Here is a 26,698-nt window from a genome sequence, read left to right as displayed (position 1 = left end):
CTGAGTTTATTCTGCTTTCGCTGTGCTAAACATTACAGGCTGTAACTCCATTTTTTCTGCTTCCGGAAAGCAAAGTTGTGGTTTCAGTAAAGTGTTTTGTAAGAGATGCTGGGTCACAATATCACGTGCAATCTCAGGATTTACGCCACCATACCAGGCACCTTCAGGATGAATAAATACAATCGGTCCGCTGGTACATTGTCCCATACACTTTGTGCGAACAGTATGTATCTCATCATCCATACCATGTTTGGTGAGGTGTGCCCTCAAAGCTGAAGTGTTTTCGTCTGCACCACCTTTAGCACAGGTCCCACCATTGCAAATAAAAACCATCTTCTGAACTTTGGTCAGATCTTTAATAGCCATACCTTTTAAAACATTTAATGCAGTTAATTACCCGTTAACGATTAAACAAGCGGACAGGAGAAAAGGCGGCAAGAGCAAACACTGCGCATGTTGTTTGCAATCCCTGTACTTTTTTCCCGAAAGCATTGGATAAGTAGTGATAGTTTTTGGCAGGTCTTCTGACTCGTTCCACTTTTAACGCCTTCCCGTTCCTGCAGGAACAGTGGCTTTGCAGATGTTAAAAGCGATTGATGGAACTTACAGCAGCGGGAACTGTTCCGGATTCACACCGGATTCCCTTTTAATTTTATCCGCCAGAAAGGAGGATAAAAACCATAAACCGGGGGTAAAAGTAGTAAATTAATTTAACTTTGTTGCGGTTGGGGACAATTAACCACCATACAGAAGGGGAAAGCCTGGCATAATCGGTGCTTAATTCTCTCTTACTGAATCCTATACTATGAAATTATCTACTTTCTTGTTTTGTTGTCTTAGTCTGCAGACCATGCAGGCCACAGCCCAGTATGATTCCCAGGCAGAATTCTCCCAAGACCGGATCAAAACCCAGGGTGATCCTGCCATCATGGAGAAAATGACCCGCACCTTTGAAGCTAAATACGGTGATGCCGACCGGGCGAAAGTCTACCTGGTGGAGGCATATGCCGACCGGGCAGACATGAACAAAGTCAGATATTGGCTCAAAGATTTCAAAAATCAAACCTTTCAACATCAGGCTGCCTGTTCTGCTGTCCGCATCCTGCTGACTAACAAACATTATAAAGAAGCGGAAGTTCTCCTGCAACCGTACCTTCACCTGGATCTGACCAAAGAGGATGCAAATGGGTATATGGGCCCCACACTCCTGGTATATAAGGATGACGCAATCAGGTTCTTTTATTATTACGCTGAAGTACAGTACCATAAAGGCAATTATAAAACTGCTATGCGTTATATGCAGGCTGCCCTGGATGTAGATAAAGGGCATACTTTCTTTGACTTCCGGCAAAGAGAATTGCTCGCACTCCTGTATATGCATATGGGCAAGACCAGTGAAGCCAGCATGGAAATGCATTCTTTGATAAGTGGTGCGCCTGACAGGAATAAAGAATTCATGGCCGCCGCCAAAAAGTGCTTACCTGATTATCAGCAAAAGGTAGCATCTGCCACCGCCTGGTTGTACAAAAGGATTAAGGACGAGACATTAAAGAAAATGCAAACCGTAAACATCCAGGTGCCGGATATACAATTGAAAGATGAGAAGGGAAACGGCTTTTCATTGAGTAGCCTCCGTGGTAAAACAGTATTCATCTACTTTTGGACAATCGATCAAACCGATTTATACGATAATTCATTCCCGGTTTTACAACGCGTAAAAGAATCTTACGCCAATAATCCCGATGTCGTGTTCATCTGTATTCATACATATGAGGCGGCTGCCTCTACGGCCACGGATGTTGCTAATTACCTCGACAGGAAAGGCTATAACCTGGATCTCTACCTCGATCTGAAAGATCCGGTCACAAAGAAAAATCCAATGGCTACTGCGCTACATCTGGAAAGTGCAAATTTAGAAAGGGCATGGGAGGGCGATTACATTATTTTAAATAAAGAAGGAATAGGAAAAGTAAAAAGACCCGCAGGACTTTTAAACGAAATGGGATATCAGGTGGTACATGGAATGATAGATGCAGTCAGGGAAAACCCGGAAAAATAAAAACAATGATGAAGTATTATAATTTCTTATGCCTTAGCCTTTGTATGCTTTCTTTCAGGGCTGTAGCACAATATAAGCCTGAATATGCTTATCTCGAACCAGCTGTCAGGTGCCAGCTGGCCCCAATCGTTATGGAAAAGATGATTGAGCAGCAGGAGGCGAATAACTTCGATGCAGATAATAGCAAGGTAGTGTGTGCCCGTGCCTACGCAGAAAAAGGAGACTTTAAGAAGGTCAACAGCTGGATCGCTCAGATCAAAGGAGCCGGTGCAAAACGCTGGGCGATCTCCGAAGCTGCCCAAGCCCTGGTAGCCGGCAAGCGGTTTAATGAAGCAGAACAACTGGTATTGCCTTATATTGACACGGATCCCCGGAGATTCGATACCATCTATCCCAACTGGTACCTGCGCCAATCCTACATAACCACTTATGGTGTAAGTATACTTTACAGCTATGCAGCGGTCTTGTACCAGAAAGGGGATTATACCAATGGTATAAAATACTTTAAGAAAGCAGAAGATGCACAAACATCCGGTGGCTTCTATCATGCACGGGAAGAGGAACTGGGTGCACTTTTATTGATGCAGACGGGCAACCGCGTGGAGGCCATTAAGCGGATGCGTGTCCTGCTTTCCTGGGGTTTAAATCGCCCCGCTGCATTTCTCTCTGCTGCTAAAGATTTGTTTACGACCTATTATTTTAAGATTAACAGCTACCAGCAATACGTAGATTCAATCACCAAAAGCAATCGCCAGCGGATGATGGCGGCCGTTAATTTGCGTCAGGAAATGCGGACAATGCCGGATGTATTGTTAAAAGACATGAAGGGAAATGATTTCTCTTTGAAAAGCCTGCGTGGCAAAACGGTCTTTGTGTACATGTGGAGCCTGCCAGAAACTAATTTTAAGGATAACTCATTTGCAGAAGTCCAGCGGGCAAAGGAATATTATGCGAAAGATACCAATGTGGTATTTATTTGTATTCATAGCAGCGAAAATATTCCGGGTGCCGATATAGCTGCCAAACAATACCTGGAAAGCAGGCAGATCGATCTGCCGCTCTATATCGATCCACAGAATTTTGAGCATCCCAATAAAACCCTTGCTCACCAGTTAGCTGCATCCGAAAGCGGACAATGGCTGTTCCTGGATAGGGGAGCTAAGATCTCCTGGTGGACAAGAGATTTGCGGCCAGAAAATGCCTTTGAAAGCATAAAAGCTTATATAGATGCAACGAAATAAAAGGTAGAAATAAAAATACAACCATCAAAAGAACTTAAATCCGGAGCATTCCTCTCAGCACCGCAATCAGCACTACCACCACGAACGTCACTGCGTGATTTATAAACATCACCCTTCCCAGTTCCTCATGTTTGATCACCCGCTGTTGCTCCCCGATATATGGCTTCTCAACCAGTACGCCATGGTATACATTCGGACCGCCAAACCGGCAATTCAGAATTCCTGCCAGGGCAGCCTCCGGGTACCCGGAATTAGGACTCGCATGCTGATGCCCATATTTTAAAATATACTGCCAGCCCCGCCGACTCCACGTCAAGACCACCATGAGCAGGGCAGTGATCCGCGCAGGAATATAATTCGCGACATCATCCAGCCTGGCAGCAAACCGGCCAAAGTATAAATAACGCTCATTCTTATACCCAATCATAGAATCCAGGGTGTTGATCATCTTATAGAGCATCATTGCCGGTACACCCCCCACCGCATAAAAACACAAAGGTGCAATCACCCCATCACTCAGGTTCTCCGACAGCGTTTCCAATACTGCTATCCGGATCTGGTTCTCCTCCAGTTTGGAAGTATCCCTGCCTACGATCCAGGAAAGGCGTTTTCTGCCCGCTTCCAGGCCTTGTTGGAGTAATGTGTCATAAACTGCTTTACCTTCCTGTAAAAGGCTCTTATTGGCCAATCCGTAAAAAACGAAGATACTGTTGAAAATATACCTGCCCCATACAGGCAGTACTACCTGCATGTAATAAAAGAATGCATAGACTCCCAGGCAGAGTACTACGGTCATTAAAGCCCCTTTCAAAAAGCGATAAGCAGGGTCGTTTCTTCGTTCCTCCCGAGCTGCTGCTCCCTTCCCCCGAGCCATCCCCCCATCCAGGCTTCTCTCCCCATTCAGCCACCTTTCCCCTAAACCAATCGTATTCCCAAAAAGACGAACCGGATGCGGCAACCACCTCGGATCTCCCAACAGCAAATCCAGCACATACCCCACTACCAAAGGAATCCATATCATCTTTCCATCCATGCATTGATCCCTTTAACCAATAAAGCATTTTTATCCGGTGTCTGTGTCGCCACCCGGAAATGTCTTTCCCCCAAGCTTTTAAAATTGCTGGCATCCCTGATCAGCAAACCATGTTCCTCTACCAGGTAAGCCTTCAGTTCCGCCGCAGTACCCCGTACCAGCTCACACAAAAAGAAATTGGTATGCGTCGGTATCACATTCACATGTATACTCAAGGCCGCCATCAAAGCCGCCGTATCCTGTAATAAATCTTCTACATTAAATGTCAGCTTCTCCTTATGTGCCGTAATGTACAAGCCCGCCTCAATTGCCAGCGCATTCACCGACCAGGGCATTTTAGAAGCCGTTATTTTCTCTATCGCCGAATCATTGCTTAACAAATACCCCAGCCTCAAACCGGGGATCGCATACGTCTTCGTCAATGATTTAATAATAATCAAATTAGCCAGATCCTCCAATGAACCCACCATCGACTCCCTTGATAACGTAAAGTCTACATACGCTTCATCCACCACAAATGTTACAAATGGATTATGCTGCAATAACCGGCGCAGAAAATCTACCGGCAGCAAAGCCCCTGTAGGGTTATTCGGGTTACCCAAAAACACCAGCGCCGTCTCAAAAGTACTGTCCTGCTTCAAGGCATTCCATTCCAGGTAAGACACAGTCAGATCATTGATCCTGCAGGCATCTTCGTATTCAGCAAATGCCGGAATTACTATTGTAGCCGATTGCCCCCTCCAGGCATGAGCCACCAGGTAGAACGCTTCCGTAGCGCCATTCGTCGCCAATACCTGCGCAGGCCTGATCTCATGCCACTGCGCCAGGGCTTCCTGCAAACTCTGTGCATTCGCCTCCGGGTAATTTTTTAATCTGAAAAGTTGCGTGCTCAGGTGTTGTACCAAACCAATGGAAAGCCCTTTGTAATAAACATTAGAACTAAAGTCAGCAAGAATTTCCCGGGAATACAAATACCTGTCATCTCCATGACCTAATATCATTGTTCACTTTTTAATTGACTGTAAATGTAGGCAATATCGATATGCTCGCGCAGATGCTGTGCCAGTTTATCGTACTGCGTATGTTTATATTTATTGTAATCGAAAGGAACCGCTGCCTCCGGACTAAAGGGCGACAGCAGGTCATCCACAACTACAGGGTTATCCAGAATGCCATGAATATATGTGCCCCAGCAGCGGTCATGCAATAAATAGCCATCACCATGGCCCTGGGACATTGTATTTAAATGAGCCGGTGTACTCTTCCCTTCCATTCCTTTCAATGACGTAGTTTCCGCCGTAATCCCCATATGGATCTCGTACCCCTCACACACCGTATCTATATTCTTATACTTAAAACGACACTGCTTCGTCGTCTTCTCCTCAGTCAATACTGTCGTTACCGGCAGCAAACCCAGCCCGGGCATAAAAGAAACACTTCCCTCCACACCAGCAGGATCTTCAACACACTGTCCCATCATCTGGTACCCACCACAAATGCCGATCACCGTTTTACCTGCCTTAAAAGCCTGCGTTACCGCCGTAGCAACACCATTGTTTTTAATGTCCACCAGGTCCGCAATCGTATTCTTACTACCCGGAATAATCACAATATCTGCCTGCGCTATTTCAGCCGGGTTATTACTATAATACAGGTGTACCCGCTCGTCCTTTTCCAGTACCGTAAAATCCGTAAAATTAGACAAGCGGTTCAGTAATACCACCACCGCATTCACCTTGCCACTACCTGCCTGTTGCTGCTTACCGGCCAGTGCCACAGAGTCCTCTTCCTCCACATAAATATCCTTGCTATAAGGAATGATCCCTACCACCGGTACACCGCAAAGCTCTTCCAGCATAGTCTTGCCGCTTTCGAACAAACGTGCATCCCCCCTGAATTTATTTACGATAATCCCTTTCAGCAATGCCTTTTCTTCAGGAGGTAAAAGCGCTATCGTACCATACACACTCCCGAAAATGCCACCTTTGTCAATATCCGCAACAAGGTATACATCCGCACCCGCATGCAATGCCATGCGCATATTAGTAATATCCCTGTGCTTCAGGTTCAGTTCACTGATGCTGCCCGCACCCTCCATCACTACCGGGCTATATTGCGCATGCAACCTGTCAAACGCCGCCCTGGCCGCATTGAATAACTCCTGCTTATTATTCCCCATGAAGTAGTCGTAAGCCGACTGTGTGCCCACAGGTTTCCCCATCAGCACCACCTGCGATGCCTTATCATTCGTAGGCTTCAGCAATACCGGGTTCATATCAGCACTACAGGGCAGGCCACAAGCCTCCGCCTGCACCGCCTGCGCACGCCCTATCTCCAGCCCGTCTGGTGTAACGAAACTGTTGAGCGACATGTTCTGCGCCTTAAAAGGTGCTGGCTGGTAACCATCCTCTTTAAAGATGCGGCAGAAACCGGTATTAATAAAACTTTTCCCTACGTCTGAAGCGGTGCCTACAAACATGATGGGTTTTAATTGCTGCATAGCGTTGGGCGTATAGATAATTTTGCAAATGTACTATCTTTGACCAAATGAAGAAGCCTCAGTTTTTAATCGCAGCACCATCCAGCCATTCGGGCAAGACTACACTCACCTTAGGATTGCTGCGCGCTTTGCATAACAGGGGCCTGAAAGTACAGCCTTTCAAATGCGGACCGGATTACATTGATACTACCCATCACCAAACCGCTTCACTGAACCCCGGCATTAACCTGGATACCTTTATGATGAGCGAAGATCATGTGAAGGAATTGTACAGTCGCTACAGCAATGATGCGGATGTATCGATTGTAGAAGGTGTAATGGGCTTGTTCGACGGTGCTGTGAAATCGGAGGGGAGCAGCGCATCCATTGCAATGCTCCTGGATCTGCCCGTAATACTGGTCATGAATGCAAAAGCAATGGCTTATTCTGTCGCACCCTTACTCTATGGCCTGAAAAATTTCAATCCGGAATTAAAGATAGCCGGCGTGATCTTCAATTTTGTCAGTTCTGAAAGCCATTACCAGTTTTTAAAAGATGCCTGTGTGGATGTAGGAATCACACCATTAGGTTACATTTCCCCAAATGAAGCCATCAAAATTCCTTCCCGGCATCTTGGGCTGGCCATCTCTCCTGAAAATGATTATAACGCCATTATCGAAGCAGCAGCTGCTCATATCAGTAAGTCGGTAGACCTTGATCAACTACTTGAATTAACAGCGCAACATAGGCAACCATCCGGGGCCTCAGCAATTCCTCCACCTGGGAAATTAAAAATTTGTGTGGCCCGTGATCAGGTCTTTAATTTTCTCTACGAAGAAAATCTTCGCGCACTCAGACAACTGGGAGAGGTATTTACTTATAGTCCAACTCATGCATCCTCACTGCCCGATATGGATCTTTTCTACATCCCCGGAGGCTACCCCGAATTGAATCTTTCTTTATTGGAAGAAAACGTGGAGATGCGCAAAGCTATCCGCGAATATTGTGAAAATGGTGGACGTGTAATAGCAGAATGCGGCGGCATGATGTACCTGGGCAAAGGCATTACAGATGCACAGGGCAAACGCTATGAAATGTGTGGCGTACTTGACATAGAAACCAGTATGGAAAATAGCCGCATGTCGCTCGGTTATCGCAAAATTCAAATCGGCGACATTGTCCTGAAAGGACACGAATTTCACTACTCACATGCTAAAGAAAACAGTGCTGTTACCACCATCGGCGAAGTCACCAATGCCCGTGGCAAAGTAGTATCAACACCCATATACAAACAACAAAACGTTGTCGCCTCCTACATGCATCTCTATTGGGGCGAAGACACGACAATATTTTCATCACTATGGAACAGCTAAAACTTTTTATGATCCTTGCAGGATGTAAGCCTGCAGGCAGACACACAGAGCAACACGATGTGTTCTTTGGTATCGCAGCAACGCTGAAAGATCTGGTACCTTCCCTGGAAGCCTTCTGGCCGGAAGCAAAAGGTAATCTGCACATCGATGGTTTCAGAGAAGTCACCCTGGTAGAAGACATGCAGGTACAGGTTGTTCCCCGCGCAGAAAAAGTGAGTGGAGGCGCACAACTCTACTTCATCAATCTCGGTGGTTACAAAGAAAATGAAATGGAAGAATTTCATTACAAACTGCTCTCCACCGGAAAAGAAAAAAACGAAGCACTAAAAAAAGCAAAGGCCACCGCATTCTTCAAACACACTTCATTTCCCGGTGCTACCTCACACATTGATGACAAGTATGGGGTAGACATAGACGACTTTGCACTGATCGAAGATATCCTTTCTGAAAATGTCAGGGCACAATATGCTTTGCAATTATCACCTGCTGGTCCAGACGCTCGGCCCGATCAATTGCACCTGGGATATTTCAGGCTTGAACGAATTCTTAAAGGGGAATACCTCACCGATTAAGCCCATTCAATTTTATTCAACCCCTTAAAAAATATTTTTCAGCTTTAAATCCGGCTGGATTTTTTTCGCGTATCTGAATATGTAGCAATACTAAATCGTCAGATAAGGAAGCTTGTGGGCAAATAACCCATCTCTTAATTTTTTACACTTTACTTTATGATAAGGAAAGCTCTGAAAATCCTGCCATGGGCGGGTGGTACCCTCGTGTGCCTGATACTCGTACTCATCATACATATTTACCTGGTTACAAGGCCCAAAGCACCTGATGCGCATACACGCATTATGGCAAGGATGGATATCGAACAGCAAATGAGTCCTGAAGAAGGAGAAAAAGTGCAGGCCTGGCTCTATGCCCAGCCCGGTGTAGATCATGTACTGGTCAATGCTTCCACACGGATTGCAGTATTTACCTATTCACCACTGCTGGCCGATGCCAATGATATCATCAGCAGGTGCAGTCAGTCACTTCATTATACGACTACACGATTTGTGCCCAGCGCCGAAGACATGGAGAAAGGTTGTCCGGCAATGGCGCAATCCATCACAGGAAAAATTTATCATCTCTTTATCAGTAAAAAATAGAAAATGAAAAACAACGCAGCACTGTTATTATTTGCTGGTATCTTCGGCACAGGCCTGTTCCTCACTTCGTGCAAGAAAGATGCAGATAAAATGGAAACTACTAAAACATTGTATGATTCATTGGGGGGCTCTACCATGGTCAATGACCCTGCTAATCCAGGTACTAAAATTCAACAAGGCCGTCTGGGCATTCGCTCCGTAGTGGATAGCACCATCTTCGTGATTGCAGCAGATCCTGAAATCAATGGCTTTTTTACGACACTCCTGGCCGAAGTAACTGCTGGTAATACCAGTGGTTTTGAAGCTTTGAGCAAGAACCTGACTGATTTCGTATGCGTAGGTACAGGCTCTACCTCTTATACTTATGGTGGCAAGAGTATGACCGCAGCACATGATCCGGCGCAGAACTCACGCATGAATGGCAAAGCTGATAATGGCGACTTCGATGCATTCGTAGCTGACCTGGTAAAAGGTGCAAAGAAAAATGGTTTGTCTGATCAGCTGATCGGAAGGGTAGGAGCACTCGTGGAAAGTCTGCGTACCCAGGTAGTACAAAAATAAGCTGTGTAAATGTAAAGAACAGGTGTCTCAACTAATGTTGGGACATTTGTCGTTGGGCACGTAACATCTCTCTCTTGCCCGGAGGTCCCGCCAATTTCTCCACCTTAAAGCCGGCTGCCAGCATCGCTCTCCTTACATCTCCCTTACTACAATAAGTAACTAAGATGCCACCCGGCACTAATAACCCATATAGTTTTTCAAAAATCTCTTTCGTCCATAAATGAGGCTGTGCGCCAGGCGCAAAAGCATCGTAATAAATAAGGTCGAAAGTCTGCGCAGGATTTACATCCAATAAGGATGCGTGCGCTTTATGCAAAGTAAATTGTTCGCTGATCTTTACATCTTCATTCCAGGGATAGGCATGCAAAGCATTGCCATAACTCAATCCTGCTACTTCTTCTGCTGTTAAAGGGAACTGTTCTACGGAGTAATAATACACAGGTGCAGTGGTATGCTGCATGGTCAGCAAGGCATTCAGGCCGGTGCCAAAGCCCATTTCAAAAATGCGTATGGCAGGTAGTTGCAGCGCCTGCAAACCAGCCTGAATAAATACATGCATGCTCTCCTGTATTGCACCATGGGTACTGTGGTACGTCACATTCATGTCCGGAATAGCGATGGTGTGTGAGCCATCTGCGGTTAGCCGTAATTCCCTTTTCATACAGCAAAGAAACTAAAAAGTACTAAAAGTCTATGCCGTCCTTAAAAACCCCTTAAAAACCATCCCCTGTTCCTCCCACCGCATCTATACAAGCTAACTTTAATAATACTCATAATAACCTGGAAAACCCAATCACACATGAAACACACCTATGTTGGCGGCCTGCTCCTCAGCATCGCCCTCTTCTTTGCTGGATGCGGCAAAGAAACCACCAAATCTGCTCCGGACACTAGCCCAGTTTCCACCGCTACCGCTACTGCCAACGATGCAGATCATACCGGTATGGTACTCACACCTGGCGGCTGGCGCCCCTCTGAAAAGGTTAGCAAACTCGAACCAGGCCAGCACCTGGATGTACAGGGCGGCCGCTTAAGAGCCATTGACGATGCCACTGGCAAAGTCTCTAAAGACTTCGGCGCTATCCATGCCGATGTAAGTTCACTACCCGATTACCCCGGCAACGTAAACAGCGCTTCCCCCTTAGCCAGGAAGGTTAAACCCCTCGCCTCAGGTTGGATCGCTTACACGTACTGGAGTAACCCGGTATCCACACCCATTTCTTATTTCTCTACTACCTGGACCGTGCCTCCCGCACCCTCCACCTCCAATGGTCAAACCATCTTCATGTTCAATGGCCTCCAGAACAGCTCCTACATCCTGCAACCCGTTTTACAATGGGGCCCTTCTGCTGCAGGCGGTGGCAACTATTGGGCAATTGCCAACTGGTACGTAGATGGTTCCAACGGCACCGCTATCTTCAGTAACCTCGTCAGGGTAAATGCCGGTACCAGCCTCACTGGTATCATGACCCTCACAGGCAGCAGCGGCAGCAACTATAACTACACCTCTGCTTTCTCCGGTTATTCGTCCATCAACCTCTCCGTGAGCAACATCCAGAAACTCTACTGGGCTGCAGAATCGCTGGAAGTGTATTACCCCGTCGTTTGTACCGACTATCCGAATACAACGAAGACCACCTTCAGTAATATTCAGATCCAGTTGCAAGGCGGTAGCCAGGCTGCCCTGTCATGGACAGCAGCCAATGCCGTAACCGATTGCGGACAACATGCCACTATTGTCACCAACGGCACGCCAAATGGTAAAGTAGACATCTACTATTAAAAAGAAAATCTCAAATAACAAAGCCGGCATGAAGCCGGCTTTGTTATTTATACCCTAATACAAGTTGTAACTCCTAATTATAATGTCAATCTAACTTACTTTCAACCAAATATTTATACTTTTTCCCGATACGATTACAACTTTTCCTTTTTGCGTAAATCAATAGCCCTGTGTGTCACGTAGTTTTGCGGTCCAAAATCCAAAGACAAAAACCAAAGACATATAAACAGGACCCTTATGACGCATTTCTTTGCACGATACACTATAACCACAACTGTTCTCTTTTCTCTACTACTTTGTTCCTTCACGAACATTGCTAAAGCCGATGAAATCCTCTCCGCTATCAAAGGTAAAGTCATTACCGCCGACGGACAGGCTGCTCCATTTGTGACCGTACAAATCAAAGGCACCGGCAGAGGAATCGTTACTGACCAAAATGGTGAATTCATTTTCAAAAAAATAAAACCCGGTTCATATACCGTACAGGTATCCCTTATCGGCTATGAAACCGTATCCCAGGAAGTGGTTGTAGAAGAAGATAAGGTGGCCCACATTTCCATCCAGCTCAACGCTACCAATCAGCAAATGAAAGAGGTAGTAGTCGTAGCCGATGGTAATAACTACAAAGTCAGCCAGCCTTCACCTACCCTTCGTATCACAACGCCCCTCAAAGACGTGCCACAAAGCATCGAAGTACTCACCGCCGGCACCATCCGCGATCAGCAGATCTTCGATATGCAGGAAGACGTTTCCAGGAACATCTCCGGCGGTATGCGCATCGGTCACTGGGACATCTATACCAAAATGCAGGCGCGCGGCTCCCAGCTCACCGCCTTCAGGAACGGGATGAACGTTGTAAGCAGCCCATGGAGCCCTCTCACCGAAGATATGAGCATGGTAGACCGCATCGAGGTGATCAAAGGTCCTGCCGGCTTCATGCTCTCCAGTGGTGAACCTTCCGGTCTTTACAACGTTGTGACCAAGAAACCTACCGGTTTAAAAAATAATAACGAAGTCGCCCTCACAGTAGGTAGCTTCAATTCTTACCGGGGTACCCTGGACCTGGATGGCAAACTATCCAAAGATGGCCGTCTGCTGTACCGCCTCAACGTAATGGGTACACAGCGCGATTCTCACCGTGATTATGAGTTCAACAACCGTTATTCCATCGCACCCGTTATTAAATACCTGGTTGACGACAGAACTTCTGTTACCCTGGAATACAATCGTCAATTTGTACAGGAACAGGTGATCGGTAGCAACTACGCATTCTCCAGGAAAGGTTATGCTGACCTGCCCATCAACTTCACCACCGCTGATCCTAAACTGGATCCTACCAAGATCACTGACCAGAGTCTGACCGGTACATTCGAACACAAGTTCAACGACAACTGGAAATTCACTGCACAGATAGCTTACCTGCACTACGACCAGAAAGGTCAGAGCATGTGGCCTTCTTATTTTTCTTCATTCAATGATAGTCTGCTGCAGAGAAATATCGGGATCTGGGATGCACTGGCCATCAACCGCACCGGACAGATGTTCGTAAACGGTAAATTCCAGACCGGTAGTATCACCCACAACATACTCGCCGCTGTAGATATGAAGCGTAGCCAATACTGGGCAGACTGGAACCAGTCTCAACCCCTGGGCGATACCACCTTCAATATCTACAAGCCTACCTATAACAACGTAACCCAGCCTGTATGGGATCGTTCCAAAAACATCCGTGTGACCGGCGTTGAATACGACTACGGTTACTATACTGAATATCTCCAGGATGAACTGGGTTTCCTGGACAATACCCTCCGCGTCACCCTGGCTGGCCGCTATACCACCAACGTTTATAACACGCCATACGCGATTACGAAGAATGAAAGTAAGTTCACGCCCCGTGTAGGTCTGAGTTACTCAATAGACAACAGCCTGAGTGCTTACTTCGTATACGATGAAGTGTTTATGCAGAATGGAGGTACAGATTGGGAAGGTAAAACATTCAAGCCACTCACTGGTTCCAACATCGAACTGGGTGTAAAGAAAAACTGGTTTGGCGACCGTCTCAGCACCAACGTAGCAGTATACCAGATCGTGAAAAACAATGTACTGGCTGCTGACCTGGAACATGAATCACCTACCGCTGGTTTCATCTATAGCCGTACAAACGGGCAGCAGAAAATCAAAGGGGTGGAAGTAGATGTAAAAGGACAACTCGCACCAGGTCTGAATGTACTGATCAATTACGCTTACACGGATGGCCAGGTAACCAAAGATGCATATGCGAACCTGGTAGGCAACTACATCTCCGGTACAGCTAAGCATATCCAGAACAGCTGGGTGAATTACAGGGTGAACAGCGGCGTACTGACAGGCTTAGGCATCTTTGCCGGTTACCAGTGGCAGATAGGTCGTATCGCAGGTCAGGTATATGATAAGTCAGAAAACTTCCTGCCTGATTACTTCCGCCTCGATGCTGGTATCGGTTATTCCATCAACAGGTTTGATATTAAAATGAATGTAAATAACGTATTGAATAAATACCTGTACACAGGGGCACCTTCTTACGACAACAACGGCAACCATATTTATTACTGGCAGGCCGAAGCAGGAAGGAACCTCCGCGTGTCAACAAGCTATCGTTTCTAAGAATACCTAATTACTGACAAAAGGTTGTATCATTCCTGATACAACCTTTTGTCAAATCTTTAAAGCAAACTTATGACCTTTAAGCAGATCACTGGCAAATTACATTTATGGCTCGGGCTTAGTTCCGGGCTTGTTGTTTTAATACTGGGTATCACCGGTTGTTTGTATGCTTTTATTGAAGAAATAAAACCTGTGGTCTATCATGACCGTATGTACGTAAATATACCTGCGAATGGGATACGTTTACCCCTCTCCACCTTACAGGCCAATGCGCAGCAGGCCATTGGTGCCGATAAACCATTACAGGTAGCCGAAGTACCAACAGCGCCTGACAGAACTGTTTACTTCCGTGCAGTAAAAGTGAATGAAGAAAAAGTACTGCACAGCGGCTACTTCGAATATTTCTATAAAGTCTACGTGAACCCCTATACAGGTGCAGTCGTAAAAGTGGAAAATACCAAATGGGAGTTCTTTAACCTTGTTGTCAACCTGCATATTAACCTGCTGATGGGACCAAAGCTGGGAAAAAGTATCGTCTCCTGGAGTGTTGTCGTCTTCGTCGTAATGCTCATCTCCGGCATCATACTCTGGTGGCCGAAAAACAAAGCTGCGATGAAACAGCGTGTATGGTTTAAATGGAAGAAGGATACGAAATGGAAACGCAAGAATTATGACCTGCACAACATAGCCGGTTTCTATGCCATGTTCATCTTACTGGTAATCGCTCTGACGGGCCTGGTCTGGAGTTTTGAATGGTTCAGCAAAGCAGTGCAGTGGACAGCAAACGGTGGTAAGTCCGGCACTGAATTGCCCGCCCTGAGCAGTGATACCCTTGATCTTCGTCCGTATTCCATGGATAAAATACTGCATGCTGCCCTGCAAAAGGACCCGGCAGCCACATCCCTTTTTGTGACAATCCCTAAAAATAATAAAGCAGCAGTGTCCGTATATGCCCGCAATGCCAACAGGCCCTATTATACCAACACCAGAACGTTCTATGATCAGCACAGTGGAAAGCTGCTGAGAAGAAGTACGCCCGGTAGCCGCAACAATGGAGAGAAGCTACTTTCGTTAAATTACGATCTGCATGTAGGCAGTATATTAGGACTGCCCGGAAAAATGCTCGCTTTCTTTGTCTCCCTTATTGCTGCTTCCCTGCCTGTGACTGGTGTGTACATCTGGTGGGGCAGAAGAAACAAGAAGACGACAAAAAATAAAAAACAGGTACTCCGCAAACCAGCAATGAGCGTGCCTGTGTAAACTACTTATTATGATGATTTTTGTTAACTTATTCCCTTATTATTAAGGGAGGCACTGCTGTATCCGGACTATTTTCCCGTCATATCTTTATCGGTTCAATAAGGTCATTATTTAACGTAACAGAATAATGAACAAGACAGACACAATCCGTATCCTACTGGCGGATGCACAGCCTGTGTATAGAGAAGGGATCAGAAGTCTGCTCGTTAGTCAGGAAAACCCTTATGTAATACAGGAAGCGGGAAACACAGAAGAGTTTAAACATGTGTTGCAATCATACTATCCTGATATATTGATCCTCGATTATAACCCGGCATTCTTCAGTCCAGAAGTCGTAAGCACAATGTCCGCCCTCATTCCCTCGTGCAAAGTAATCATTATCTCCAATCAGCAGACGAAAGCGCACATCCTTCGCTCACTGGAACTGAATGTTTATTGTTATCTCACAAAAGAGTGTGGGAAACAGGAATTGCAGGAAGCCATTACAGGAGCTTTGCAGGGAAGAAAGAAATATGCCCCCTTTATAGTTGATCTCCTGTTGGATGACAGACGTAATACTTCGTTTAATACAACAATACTTACAGGGAAGGAGACAGCCATCATTCAGCAGATAGCATCTGGCAAGGCCAACAAAGAGATAGCTGCTGCCATGAATCTAAGCCCACATACAGTGCATACGCATAGAAAAAACATCATGAAGAAATTAAATGTTCACTCGGCAGTTGGCCTGGCGAGCTTCGCTATAGAGAATAATCTGGTGTAATTATGCCTGTTATATACCTCGCATGTAAGCTTCTTGTTTTTTAGCCCGCTTCAGGCCACTACCGCTATGCACAAAAATGCGCTTTTGCCGAAGGTGAAAGCGCATTTTTGTGCATAGCCATATACCCTCTAAAGGGTATCCCTTTACCATCCCTTACTACCCTGTTTTTACCCCACACAGGCGATTGCCAATCTATTATGGTATACCTAGTTTTACATCACTGAAAAACTGCGCTTAACCCAGGATTTACCACTTCAACAATAACTATTTTATGCATACTCAAAAGGTTTACGACTTTGCAGCTATCGGTGCAGGGCCGTTCAATATCAGCCTCGCCGCCATGACACAGGAGATCAAATCATTAGATGGCATCTTCCTGGATCAGCGCGAAGGGTTCAACTGGCATCCTGGTATGCTGCTCCAGGACACCACACTCCAGGTTCCTTTCATGGCGGATCTTGTAACTATGGCCGATCCTACAAGCCCCTTCAGCTTTCTGAATTACCTGAAAGAAGAAGGACGCATTTACTCCTTCTACATCAGGGAGAACTTCAAAATTCTGCGCCATGAATACAATAAATACTGCCAGTGGGCAGTGAAAAAATTGCACAACCTTCACTGGAATACAAGGGTAGACGATATCGGCTGGAACGATCACCAGCAGCACTATACGCTGCAAACGAACAATGGCATCCTCCATGCAAAACGACTCGTACTTGGTACCGGTACCGTGCCATATGTTCCCGCCATGTGCAAAGAACATATGCAAAACGCCATTCATTCATCTAGTTACCTGGATAACAAAGCAGGTCTCCAAAGCAAACGCAGTATCACTATCGTAGGAAGTGGGCAAAGTGCTGCAGAGATCTATTACGATTTACTGCAGGACATCGATACATATGGCTACCAGCTGCACTGGATCACCCGATCACCACGCTTCTTCCCGCTTGAATATAGTAAGCTCACACTGGAAATGACTTCTCCTGAGTATGTTGATTACTTCCATGCATTGCCTATGGAAAAGAGAGACCTGCTGAGCCGTAACCAAAGACACTTATACAAAGGAATTAATAACGATCTCATTGGCAATATCTTCGATTTGCTGTATACAAAAAGATTGCAGCATGATATCACGGTATCACTGCGCACCAATTCTGCATTGAAGAAGGTAACGTATGATGATGGATTCACGCTCGATTTTTACCAGGAAGAAGTAGAGAAGTACTACAGGCATCATACAGAAGGATTGATCCTTGCTACTGGTTATCATTATAGCATGCCGGCTTTCTTAAATAATATTAAAGACAGGATTGCATTTGATGAGAAGGGAAGATTTGATGTGGGGCGAAATTATAATATCGGGAAAGATATCTATGTGCAGAATGCGGAATTGCATACGCATGGATTATCTACGCCGGACCTGGGTATGGGTTGCTATCGCAATGCGATCCTGATTAGGGAGATGACGGGTGTGGATCATTATGCGATTGAGAAAAGGATAGCTTTTCAGCAATTTATGGTGACGGATGATGAACAAATTTTACAACCCATTTCTGAACTGATCTCAATATGAAAGTGAGGAATTTTCTGATCGTCATGACCCTCGTAGCCGTGGTGAGTGATTATCTTTTACACCCTTTCTACCCTCATTTCTTCAAATCCCGGTTTGGGATTACTGATCCCAAAGCCGTAGGCTTCTATTTCAGCACCGTATGTGCCACCGTCATGATCGCCTTCCCCTTGTGGGCCTGGCTCTCCAAAGGCAAATCAGAACTGCGCATACTCGTATATACGCAACTGGTAGCAGGTATTTTAGCAGCCTCCTGCTTTTTTATCACCAGCTACACACAGTTCTGGATAGTCTCCTTATCGATCATTGTCTTTAAAGGAAGTTACCTGCTGGTATACCCTTTTATCCTGCGCATTACAAAGAAAGAAGATCATACCAGCATTATCGGACTGCTGGCAGTGATCATTCACTGCGGCAGTGTGCTCGGTGCTGTCTTTGGCGGTATGCTCATCGACTGGCTCTCGCCTGCATGGATCTTTCTTGGCATGGCAGCAGGCGATTTTATACAATCAGGTATGAGCCTCTATTTGCTGAAAACTACAGAAGCAATCCCACCTGCAGAAAATACACAGCAGGTCAAAACCAGTATCTGGCCACAGGGAATGGTCTTAAAATTAGGCATCGTCACCATGATCCTTTACTTCAGTGACTTCCTTATCCGGCCCTTTTTTGTAAAATACTGGGAAAGCCTTACAAACAGCAATAGCCAAATGCTCTCCGGTGCAGTGTACGCCATTCCCGCAGTAGTCGCCATGATCGGCCTCTATGTAAATAAGAAACGCCAGGGACAGCGCAATGTATACCAGGGTATTATCTCAGCGTTACTCTTCGGACTCGCAGGCTTGTTATTGCAGGGCTATCCTATGGCTGGCGCAGTGTTTATCGGCCGCTGTATTTATGGCTGGTCTTTCTTCCAGGCAGCAGTACGCTTCGATGCATTGCTTTTTCATGTAAGTGATCCGGTAGCATACGCAATCGAATATAGTAAAATCCATTTCTTCCAGAATATGGGAGTATTAATAGCAAGTACCATGGCGGGGGTACTGGTAGACCAGTTTAATCTGCGCATGCCATTTATGGTAGCTTTTACAGGCTTTGCCATGGTAACAGCCATGTATTATTATATAATCAGAACACAGACATCACAAAGGTCTGTATTAGCACATAATGAAAATTGATAAGTATGAAAAATGATAGTATGAAACAAGCCGCACAGGTAGTCGCCAATTTACAACCAGCGCTATGGGCATGTGCCAACAGGTTGCACGTATGTAAGATCATCAGTGAGTTTACCCACGAGCTGTTGCTCGCACCCGTATTGGAATATGAAGAAGGGGGATGGGGATATTATCGTCTGACAGCACCGGGAGCTCTGGTTGCAACAGCTGCATTAGATACAAAAGAATCCACCTCAAATCCTGACACCCAATCCTCCGACCCAATCACATACACCTTCCGTGCCCGCATCCTCAGCCTGAACCACTGGTACATCGACAAATCATCCCTGAAAAAATCAAGCGGTGCCATCGACAGCCTCCACTTCATCCTCGAATTCAAAGACCTGTTAAATATCTCCACCTCGCAGCTACCCAGCTATCTTGAAGAGATCACCAACACCCTCTATGGCAGCACCTACATGATGGCCAACCATACCCTCACCTCATCAGACCTCGTAAACGCCGGCTACCAAACCCTTGAACACGCCATGAACAGCGGTCATCCCTGTTTCGTAGCGAACAACGGCCGCATCGGCTTTGATGCTAACGACTACCGGGCCTATGCCCCAGAAGCCGATGCGCCCATCCGCCTGATCTGGCTCGCAGGTCACAAAAGCAGAACAGGTTATGCCGCTGTAGATACGCTGCCTTACAACTTATTAATGGAAAAAGAACTGGGCGACCGCACGCTGACTGCTTTCAACAAAGTCCTGAAAGAGAAAGGCGTAGATACTGCTGATTACTTTTTCATCCCGGTACATCCCTGGCAGTGGTACAATAAACTAGCCATGGTATTCGCTCCTGACATCGCCAATAATTTATTGATTTGCCTCGGCGAAGGTCCAGACGATTTCAGCGCACAGCAATCCATACGCACCTTCTATAATCTTAGCCACCCTGATAAGCATTATACCAAAACCGCCATCGGCGTACTCAATATGGGATTTGTAAGAGGCCTCACACCTTATTATATGGATAGCACACCTCCCATTACAGAATGGATTAAATCAGCTATCGCAGCAGATCCTTACATCCAAAAACTTGGATTTACCCTGCTCTGTGAAGTCGCCACTGTCGGCTATCGTAACATGTACTACGAACCATTTGGTAAAACCAGCGCATACAATAAAATGCTCGCTGCCCTTTGGCGTGAAAGTCCAGCCACGGTGTTACAACCTGGTCAGCAACTCATGACCATGGCTGCACTACTCCACATCGATTTCAATGGCAACTCCTTATTGCATGAACTGATCAAAGCTGCCGGTATCAGTACAACTGACTGGTTAAGAAAATATTTACAGGCTTACCTCACTCCATTGTTGCATTGCTTCTACGAACATGACCTCGTATTTATGCCTCATGGCGAAAACCTGATCCTGGTAATGGAAAACCATGTACCCGTAAAAGCCATCATGAAAGACATAACGGAAGAGATAGGGGTATTTAGCTACAAAGAAGAAATACCTGAAAAGGGTAGAAGGATCTGTGTAACTGTTCCTGAAGAGTTAAGAGCACTTAGCATTCTCACAGATGTATTTGATTGCTTCTTCCGTTTCATAGGCCAGATCCTTGTAGAACATTGTGACTATCCGGAAGATAAATTCTGGCAACTGGTAGCCGCCACGATTCACGCTTATCAGGAGGATCATCCTGAACATGCAGAGAAATTTGAACAATACGACCTCTTCGCAGAGGAATTTATATTGAGTTGTCTGAACCGTTTACAGCTGCGCAACAATAAGCAGATGGTCGACCTGGCAGATCCGGCTGGCAGCCTTCAATTGGCAGGTATGTTGAGGAACCCGATAGCTGTTTATAAAAAAGCAAACGTGTCCTTTTCGCATGCATAACAAGGATCTTACTGCCTGTGCAACAGACCGCATTGAAGTAATGCAGCCAAAGGGTGCATTACTTGCAGACATCATCCGTAATCGCCGAAGCATCTTCGCTGATTACTACATTGATAAACCTGTTCCCAAACCGCTTATAGAAGAAGTATTAACCAATGCCATTTGGGCACCCAATTATAAAATGACCCAGCCCTGGCGCTTCATTGTTCTACAGGGCGAGCAACTAAAACAGTTCGGCAGCTACCTCGCGGACTACTACAAAGGCCAGTACGAGCGCCTGATCAACTACCCCTCGCGGGCAGGATGCATCATCGTCATCATCATGCGCCGCAGCACAAAGGTAGTGATCGAAGAGTGGGAAGAACTGGCGGCTGTAGCCTGCGCTGTACAAAACATGGCCCTCACCTGTACCGCCTACGATATAGGCGGCTACTGGGATAGCTGTTCCGCCTGCATCGCCTACGCGGACCGCTTTGAACTGGCAGAAAATGAGAGATGCCTCGGGTTTTTCTACATGGGTTATTATGACCTGGAAACATATACTTCTAATAAACGGCGAACAGGGATTGAGAAAAAAGTGACCTGGTTAACATGACTACTTATCTCCCCATCTTACTCGGCAAACTACAGGGCATCTTCGGCTATGTCGTATTAGGCCTTGTAATAACAGAATGGCTATTACTGGTGATCAGTAAAAAAATGGAAAGCAACCGCGAAGGTTGGGTGAATGTCTTCTCTTATGTACTTGACAGCATTCCCTACTTCTTCCTGGGCAAGGTGATGATTTTCGGCACTATGACCTGGCTCTACCAATACCGGCTCACCACGCTCAGCGATGCCTGGTACATCTGGATCCTGGCCTACCTGGTATACGATTTCATGTTCTGGCTTGTCCACCTCTTAGGCCACCAGGTACGTTTCTTCTGGTGTATCCATGGTGTCCATCACACGGCCGAAGAAATGAAACTAACGGTCGCTGTGCGGGGATCATTCCTTGGGTTCCTCCATATCCCCCTCACCATTATCTGGCTGCCCATCTTAGGTTTTGATCCGTTCATGATCTTCATTTGCGAATCCATCGCCAGACTATATGGTTTGTATGAGCATGTCAATGATCATTTTGACCGCTATGTCGGCAAACAACGATTGCTGGAATACCTGTTCATCACACCATCGGTTCATAGGGTACATCATGCCAAAAATTATATCTACCTGGATAGAAACTATGGGGAGACCTTCTCTATCTGGGATAAGATCTTTGGCACCTTCCAGACGGAGCTGGATGATATAAAGCCGGTGTATGGTATCCTAAGTGAAGAGATCAATTCAAAGAGCCTCTGGCAGGTACAATTATTACTCTGGCGGGATTTATGGAGAGATATCCGGTCTGCACCCCGCCTGATCGATAAAATACGCTATGTCCTCAAACCTCCTGGCTGGAATCATAGAGATGGTGGCAAAATGGCTGCTGCCTACAGAGATGAAGCCTGGCAGAATTATCTACATCCACTATTTAAAAAGGAAGAGGTATCACCGTCCAATTCTAAACTGGAAGGCATATCATCCTCCACCATTTAACTGTCAGCAATATCAACATCCACTTTCTAAAATGAAAACATATGGAACCCAATATAGCGAACATACCAATGATGGAACCCATGCATGATGTGTTACGTCCCGTAACACGCACTTACCCGCCAATGGCACCTTTCATCATAGATATCACTCCCCGCGAGCGCGCTGCCCTGACAAAATTAGGCGACATGCTGGCCCTGGCATTCGGCACTTACGAAAACCCGGCCTTCATAGCAGAATTACATTTGCATGCATTCCAGTTATTGCCGGAGCGTATTTCCCGTCTGCTAAGTAATTTCGGTACCGACTTCTCCGCTTCCCAATATGGCGCGATTGTTTTAAGAGGCCTGGTAAATGTAGACCAGGATCAGCTGGGACCCACGCCGCCATCTTATAAACAGATGGATTATACGAGGATTAATCGCTATGGATTTATCTGTGCCTTATTGCATGGAGCAGTACCTTCCAAACCAGTCCAGTATTATGCCCAGCGTAAAGGTGGAGGCTTGCTGCATGCCATCATCCCCGATGAGAAGATGAATTTCACCCAGACCGGGTCCGGCTCAAGAACTGACCTGTTTGTGCATACTGAAGACGCATTTCTCTTTAACGCAGCTGATTTCCTCAGTTTTCTTTTTTTAAGGAATGAAGAGAATGTGCCCAGCTCACTGTATAGCATCCGTTCACATGGTTCGCTGGGAGAGGAGATGGGGTCCTTGTTCCGGCCTATTTATAAATGTCCGAAGGATGCCAACTATGAAACTGATATGGCAAAAGGAGAAGAGGTCACTACTGCCGTATTATACGGCAACAGGGAACATCCCTTTATCCGTTTCGATGCAGCCGAACAAATCTATAATGAAGCAGCGGATCAGACTCCGGAAGCCATGGCGCATTTGCGGCATTTCTGGGAGGAGGCACGGCAATTGATTTACAATGATTTTATCCCTGAGTCAGGAGATCTCATTTTTGTGAACAACCATTTATGTGCACATGGAAGAAATGCGTTTGTGGCCGGGTTTAGAAAAGAGAATGACCGGATGGTGAAATGCGAGCGGCGAATGATGCTGCGAATGATGAGTAAGACGAGTCTTATAGGGATCAGAGGGGTAACGCATACGGATGACCCTTATTTAATAATGGAAGAACATTATGGAAGCCTGTTCAAATAAAATATATATCCAACCTTTCATCTTCATTACCCTGACAGCACTTTTATAAAAATGAATCAATCATGAATCAACCCACTTTGATCGCCGCACCAGTAAAAGACCTGTTCTACGGAGGTGCCTCGGCGGAATACAACGCCGCTATCACAGCTGCTGCAGCGCGTGTGACAGCTTTCCTCGAAAATAACAAACGCCCTTTCAGCGGCATCAGACCTGCCGCCTTACTGGCCCAATTCAGAGAAGTGGACTTCGACACCCCACTTCCTGATTACGAAAGCCTGTTCGAAGAGGTAGATCGCTTATACATCCAACACGCCACCGCTTTCCACCTGCCTCAATACATCGCACATCTCAATTGTCCAGTAGTCATACCCGCCCTGGCGGCAGAAGTGATCATCAGCGCCATCAACAGCAGCCAGGATACCTACGATCAAAGTGCCGGAGGCACCTTTATGGAACGTAAACTCATTGACTGGACCGGACAACAAATCGGCTACGATGACCAATGTGATGGTGTGTTCACCGCTGGCGGTTCCCAAAGTAATATGATGGGCTTACTCCTGGCAAGAGATTATTATGCATTAACCTACCTGCATCACAACATCAAATTGGATGGTCACCCTATAGAAGCCAGTAGGTTCAGAATATTTGTTTCTGAAAAGGCACACTTCAGTAACCAGAAGAATGCATCCCTGATGGGTTTAGGTGAGCAGGCAGTCATAAAAGTGGCTACCGATGAACGTTTCAGAATGGACCTGGGTGCCCTTGAAGCAGCTATCCAAAAAGAACGTCAACTGGGTAACATCCCCATTGCTGTAATAGCTACTGCCGGTACTACCGACTTCGGTAATGTCGATCCTTTAGCCGGCATTGCAGGCATAGCACAACGCCATCAGTTATGGTATCATATCGATGCGGCCTACGGCTGCGGCCTGCTCCTGACGGACAAATACAGGTATTTACTGGATGGGATTGAACGAGCCGATTCTGTGACGATCGATTACCACAAATCTTTCTTCCAGCCAATCAGTTCCAGTGCCTTCATCGTACGGAACAGGCTCCACCTGAATATTATCAGGCACCATGCAGATTACCTGAATCCAAAAGAACAGGATTATGATGCACTGCCTGCGCAGATCAATAAATCAGTCACTCAGAGCACAAGAAGATTCGATGCTTTAAAACTCTGGTTTACCTTACGCCTCATGGGCCGGCAGCAACTGGGTGCCTATACAGATACAATTATTGACACCGCGGAAGAAGCGGCATGCTTAATAGAAGAGCAGGTAGATTTTCAATTGCTGAGTCATAGCGATCTCGGGGTATTAGTCTTTAGATATTATCCGGCTAAGCTCAATGTATCTCCATGTGAACTGAATAAGAAGATAAAAGAGCAGTTATTCTTTAGTGGGGAAGTCCTGGTGGCAAGTACAAAGGTAGATGGGAAATTCTATCTGAAATTTACGATTCTGAACCCCCTGACGACCATTGAGGATATAAAGGAGATTCTCAATAAAATAAGATCAGCGATCTAAAGGCAATGGTCTGGTGACTGTTGTAAATACAGTCATCAGGCTTTAAAAAAATTCCAATTTGCATTAACGCCGTTCATAGCAGCCTCAAAAATTCCCCATAAAACAAAAAAGGATCACATAAATTATGCAATCCTTTCCTTTTTGTGACCTCGTCTGGATTCAAACCAGAAACCTTCTGATCCGTAGTCAGATGCTCTATTCAGTTGAGCTACGAAGCCATTCCCGTTTTTCAAGGGAGTGCAAAGATGCACAAAAATATTTAATTACCAAGAAAAATTTAAAGAAATACGTGTACCCGTTGTATACAGCATAAAAAAAGGGCTGTCTCTATCACAAGACAGCCCCAAAATATCTTACAAATGCTTCGGATAATTCATCAACTTCACACTATAAATCTTAAATCCTTGCTCATCCTGCACATAATTCACGGCAAAACCCACCGTCACCTTCGTCTCCTCCGTTAGTGTAAACGTAATCTTCGGTGCACTGAACAAAGTATAATGTATGCTCGTATTCCCTGCAATATCAGCATAATCCGGAATCGTATCCAGGCCCGGAGCCACCACTATATAAGCCGGATCCTTTGTACCCTGCCAATCCAGGTCAGATACATCCAATGTATAAGTCCCAGCCGGCAATGCACTACCTGTCGTTTGCCAGATCTTGCCATTATGAATAGCCGGTGAACCCCAGCCACTTTCCATGTCTATCGTACCTCCTTCATCTGACGCATAGCCCCCAAAGCCATCATGGCTCTTGGCTGCTGTATTGGCACTCCAGTCCGTCAGGGTACCCCAGCGTCCACCGGAATGCATGCCGGCCACTGTAAATGGCGTAGAAGTATTCTTAAGATACTGGGCAGAGATATCCTTCGATGGCCCGATCACCAGCGCATCTACATCTACAATCACAATCGTTACTGCTGCATTCGATGCCACTGCAAATTTCCCTGTGCTCTGGATCTTTACCGCCAACGCCAGTTTCTTACCCTCATATTCGGAAGATTTCAGTTGCTCAATATCCAGTCCCAGTGAAAATGTGGCCGCGCTTTGCCCTGCAGGCACACTCACAGAGGCAGGCAGCGTATACAAAGAAGCCGGCATCAGTATGGTCGTATTATCCAGGATGCTATTAAATTTTAACAACGCAATCGTATCTGCATCCGTCACAATATTGACGGAATACCCCTCGGATTTGTAAGTGCTGGCCTGCGCTACCCCCAGGATAATATTGAGCTTCCCGGTGCTGGCATCTATACTATAATTGTACGTCGAAGAATCTGTACCCGTAGGTACCGCATAATTCGCGTTAATCCCGCCAGATACATTGAGCGCCTGCGGCATGTAAATATTGGCAATGCCATAACTGTCAGCATCCTTCTTACAGGCCCAGAGCGATAAAAGAAATATGATGATAATAGACTGTTTCATAAA

At 45.9% G+C, this 26,698-nt stretch carries 23 protein-coding genes, 1 tRNA gene and 1 riboswitch; of the genes, 17 read left to right on the top strand and 7 right to left on the bottom strand.

What is annotated here, in order from left to right; genetic code table 11:
• Window positions 1-6 precede the first annotated feature (6 nt).
• Entirely contained in the window at window positions 7-366 is a 360-nt protein-coding gene (locus DXN04_RS21135) for a (2Fe-2S) ferredoxin domain-containing protein (protein WP_116855381.1), read from the bottom strand.
• A gap of 131 nt (window positions 367-497) precedes the next feature.
• A riboswitch (cobalamin riboswitch) is annotated at window positions 498-698 on the bottom strand.
• Between the two features lie 107 nt (window positions 699-805).
• Between DXN04_RS21135 and DXN04_RS21130 the strand changes: the two genes are divergently transcribed.
• On the top strand, window positions 806-2,059 hold the full coding sequence (locus tag DXN04_RS21130) for a redoxin domain-containing protein (protein ID WP_116855380.1): 1,254 nt from the start codon (window positions 806-808) through the stop codon (window positions 2,057-2,059).
• Window positions 2,060-2,064: 5 nt separating this feature from the next.
• Complete coding sequence (locus DXN04_RS21125) at window positions 2,065-3,300, top strand: TlpA family protein disulfide reductase (RefSeq protein ID WP_116855379.1); 1,236 nt, start codon at window positions 2,065-2,067, stop codon at window positions 3,298-3,300.
• Window positions 3,301-3,334: 34 nt separating this feature from the next.
• Here DXN04_RS21125 and cbiB read toward each other — a convergent pair whose 3' ends face one another.
• Genes cbiB through DXN04_RS21110 form a run of 3 tightly spaced genes read right to left on the bottom strand, consistent with a single transcriptional unit; the run spans window position 3,335 to window position 6,833 of the window.
• Window positions 3,335-4,333, bottom strand: coding sequence for an adenosylcobinamide-phosphate synthase CbiB (gene cbiB, locus DXN04_RS21120; protein WP_116855378.1), 999 nt, complete (start codon window positions 4,331-4,333; stop codon window positions 3,335-3,337).
• Window positions 4,318-5,334: a pyridoxal phosphate-dependent aminotransferase gene (locus DXN04_RS21115; RefSeq protein ID WP_116855377.1), complete on the bottom strand. Its 1,017-nt coding sequence runs from the start codon at window positions 5,332-5,334 to the stop codon at window positions 4,318-4,320. The genes cbiB and DXN04_RS21115 overlap by 16 nt, the downstream gene beginning before the upstream one ends.
• Window positions 5,331-6,833: a cobyric acid synthase gene (locus tag DXN04_RS21110; protein WP_233525654.1), complete on the bottom strand. Its 1,503-nt coding sequence runs from the start codon at window positions 6,831-6,833 to the stop codon at window positions 5,331-5,333. Before DXN04_RS21110 ends, DXN04_RS21115 begins: the two co-directional genes overlap by 4 nt.
• Before the next feature lie 47 nt (window positions 6,834-6,880).
• Between DXN04_RS21110 and DXN04_RS21105 the strand changes: the two genes are divergently transcribed.
• From DXN04_RS21105 to DXN04_RS21090, 4 genes are all read left to right on the top strand, one after another.
• Window positions 6,881-8,185 (top strand): cobyrinate a,c-diamide synthase, encoded by a 1,305-nt coding sequence (locus DXN04_RS21105; protein WP_116855376.1) that lies wholly within the window; start codon window positions 6,881-6,883, stop codon window positions 8,183-8,185.
• A complete protein-coding gene (locus DXN04_RS21100) occupies window positions 8,173-8,757 on the top strand; it encodes a DUF1543 domain-containing protein (RefSeq protein WP_116855375.1) in 585 nt (194 codons plus the stop codon). The genes DXN04_RS21105 and DXN04_RS21100 overlap by 13 nt, the downstream gene beginning before the upstream one ends.
• A gap of 156 nt (window positions 8,758-8,913) precedes the next feature.
• Entirely contained in the window at window positions 8,914-9,339 is a 426-nt protein-coding gene (locus tag DXN04_RS21095) for a hypothetical protein (RefSeq protein WP_116855374.1), read from the top strand.
• A 3-nt stretch (window positions 9,340-9,342) separates the two neighbouring features.
• Window positions 9,343-9,900 carry a group I truncated hemoglobin gene (locus DXN04_RS21090; protein WP_116855373.1) on the top strand — a complete coding sequence of 186 codons (558 nt, stop codon included), beginning with the start codon at window positions 9,343-9,345 and terminating at the stop codon, window positions 9,898-9,900.
• Window positions 9,901-9,931: 31 nt separating this feature from the next.
• On the opposite strand, the gene mnmD is transcribed toward DXN04_RS21090, so the two are convergent.
• Window positions 9,932-10,561, bottom strand: coding sequence for a tRNA (5-methylaminomethyl-2-thiouridine)(34)-methyltransferase MnmD (gene mnmD / locus DXN04_RS21085; RefSeq protein WP_116855372.1), 630 nt, complete (start codon window positions 10,559-10,561; stop codon window positions 9,932-9,934).
• 138 nt (window positions 10,562-10,699) lie between these two features.
• Between mnmD and DXN04_RS21080 the strand changes: the two genes are divergently transcribed.
• From DXN04_RS21080 to DXN04_RS21030, 11 genes are all read left to right on the top strand, one after another.
• Entirely contained in the window at window positions 10,700-11,683 is a 984-nt protein-coding gene (locus tag DXN04_RS21080; RefSeq protein ID WP_116855371.1) for a hypothetical protein, read from the top strand.
• A gap of 237 nt (window positions 11,684-11,920) precedes the next feature.
• Window positions 11,921-14,326 (top strand): TonB-dependent siderophore receptor, encoded by a 2,406-nt coding sequence (locus DXN04_RS21075; protein WP_116855370.1) that lies wholly within the window; start codon window positions 11,921-11,923, stop codon window positions 14,324-14,326.
• Between the two features lie 72 nt (window positions 14,327-14,398).
• The gene (locus tag DXN04_RS21070) at window positions 14,399-15,586 is read left to right on the top strand and encodes a PepSY-associated TM helix domain-containing protein (protein ID WP_116855369.1); all 1,188 of its coding nucleotides are present in this window, start codon (window positions 14,399-14,401) and stop codon (window positions 15,584-15,586) included.
• A 127-nt stretch (window positions 15,587-15,713) separates the two neighbouring features.
• Window positions 15,714-16,349, top strand: a complete 636-nt coding sequence (locus DXN04_RS21065; protein ID WP_116855368.1) for a response regulator transcription factor — start codon at window positions 15,714-15,716, stop codon at window positions 16,347-16,349.
• Window positions 16,350-16,620: 271 nt separating this feature from the next.
• On the top strand, window positions 16,621-17,922 hold the full coding sequence (locus DXN04_RS21060; RefSeq protein ID WP_116855367.1) for a lysine N(6)-hydroxylase/L-ornithine N(5)-oxygenase family protein: 1,302 nt from the start codon (window positions 16,621-16,623) through the stop codon (window positions 17,920-17,922).
• Window positions 17,919-19,097 (top strand): MFS transporter, encoded by a 1,179-nt coding sequence (locus DXN04_RS21055; RefSeq protein WP_199415098.1) that lies wholly within the window; start codon window positions 17,919-17,921, stop codon window positions 19,095-19,097. The genes DXN04_RS21060 and DXN04_RS21055 overlap by 4 nt, the downstream gene beginning before the upstream one ends.
• 5 nt (window positions 19,098-19,102) lie before the next feature.
• Window positions 19,103-20,986, top strand: coding sequence for an IucA/IucC family protein (locus DXN04_RS21050; RefSeq protein WP_116855366.1), 1,884 nt, complete (start codon window positions 19,103-19,105; stop codon window positions 20,984-20,986).
• Window positions 20,979-21,581, top strand: a complete 603-nt coding sequence (locus DXN04_RS21045; protein WP_199415097.1) for a nitroreductase family protein — start codon at window positions 20,979-20,981, stop codon at window positions 21,579-21,581. Before DXN04_RS21050 ends, DXN04_RS21045 begins: the two co-directional genes overlap by 8 nt.
• Window positions 21,578-22,564, top strand: a complete 987-nt coding sequence (locus DXN04_RS21040) for a sterol desaturase family protein (RefSeq protein ID WP_116855365.1) — start codon at window positions 21,578-21,580, stop codon at window positions 22,562-22,564. The genes DXN04_RS21045 and DXN04_RS21040 overlap by 4 nt, the downstream gene beginning before the upstream one ends.
• 41 nt (window positions 22,565-22,605) lie before the next feature.
• Window positions 22,606-23,733: a Fe(II)-2OG oxygenase family protein gene (locus DXN04_RS21035; RefSeq protein WP_233525653.1), complete on the top strand. Its 1,128-nt coding sequence runs from the start codon at window positions 22,606-22,608 to the stop codon at window positions 23,731-23,733.
• Between the two features lie 62 nt (window positions 23,734-23,795).
• The gene (locus DXN04_RS21030) at window positions 23,796-25,265 is read left to right on the top strand and encodes a pyridoxal phosphate-dependent decarboxylase family protein (protein ID WP_116855364.1); all 1,470 of its coding nucleotides are present in this window, start codon (window positions 23,796-23,798) and stop codon (window positions 25,263-25,265) included.
• Window positions 25,266-25,409: 144 nt separating this feature from the next.
• Here the strand turns inward: DXN04_RS21030 and DXN04_RS21025 are convergent.
• A tRNA-Arg gene (locus tag DXN04_RS21025) sits at window positions 25,410-25,483 on the bottom strand.
• A 135-nt stretch (window positions 25,484-25,618) separates the two neighbouring features.
• Window positions 25,619-26,695 carry a DUF5013 domain-containing protein gene (locus tag DXN04_RS21020; RefSeq protein WP_116855363.1) on the bottom strand — a complete coding sequence of 359 codons (1,077 nt, stop codon included), beginning with the start codon at window positions 26,693-26,695 and terminating at the stop codon, window positions 25,619-25,621.
• Window positions 26,696-26,698: the final 3 nt, after the last annotated feature.

The organism is Chitinophaga silvisoli, assembly GCF_003412465.1.
In the GTDB taxonomy this organism is placed as follows: Bacteria; Bacteroidota; Bacteroidia; order Chitinophagales; family Chitinophagaceae; genus Chitinophaga; species Chitinophaga silvisoli.
The sequence above is the reverse complement of the archived record's forward strand: the minus strand, read 5'-3'. Positions and strand labels throughout refer to the sequence as shown.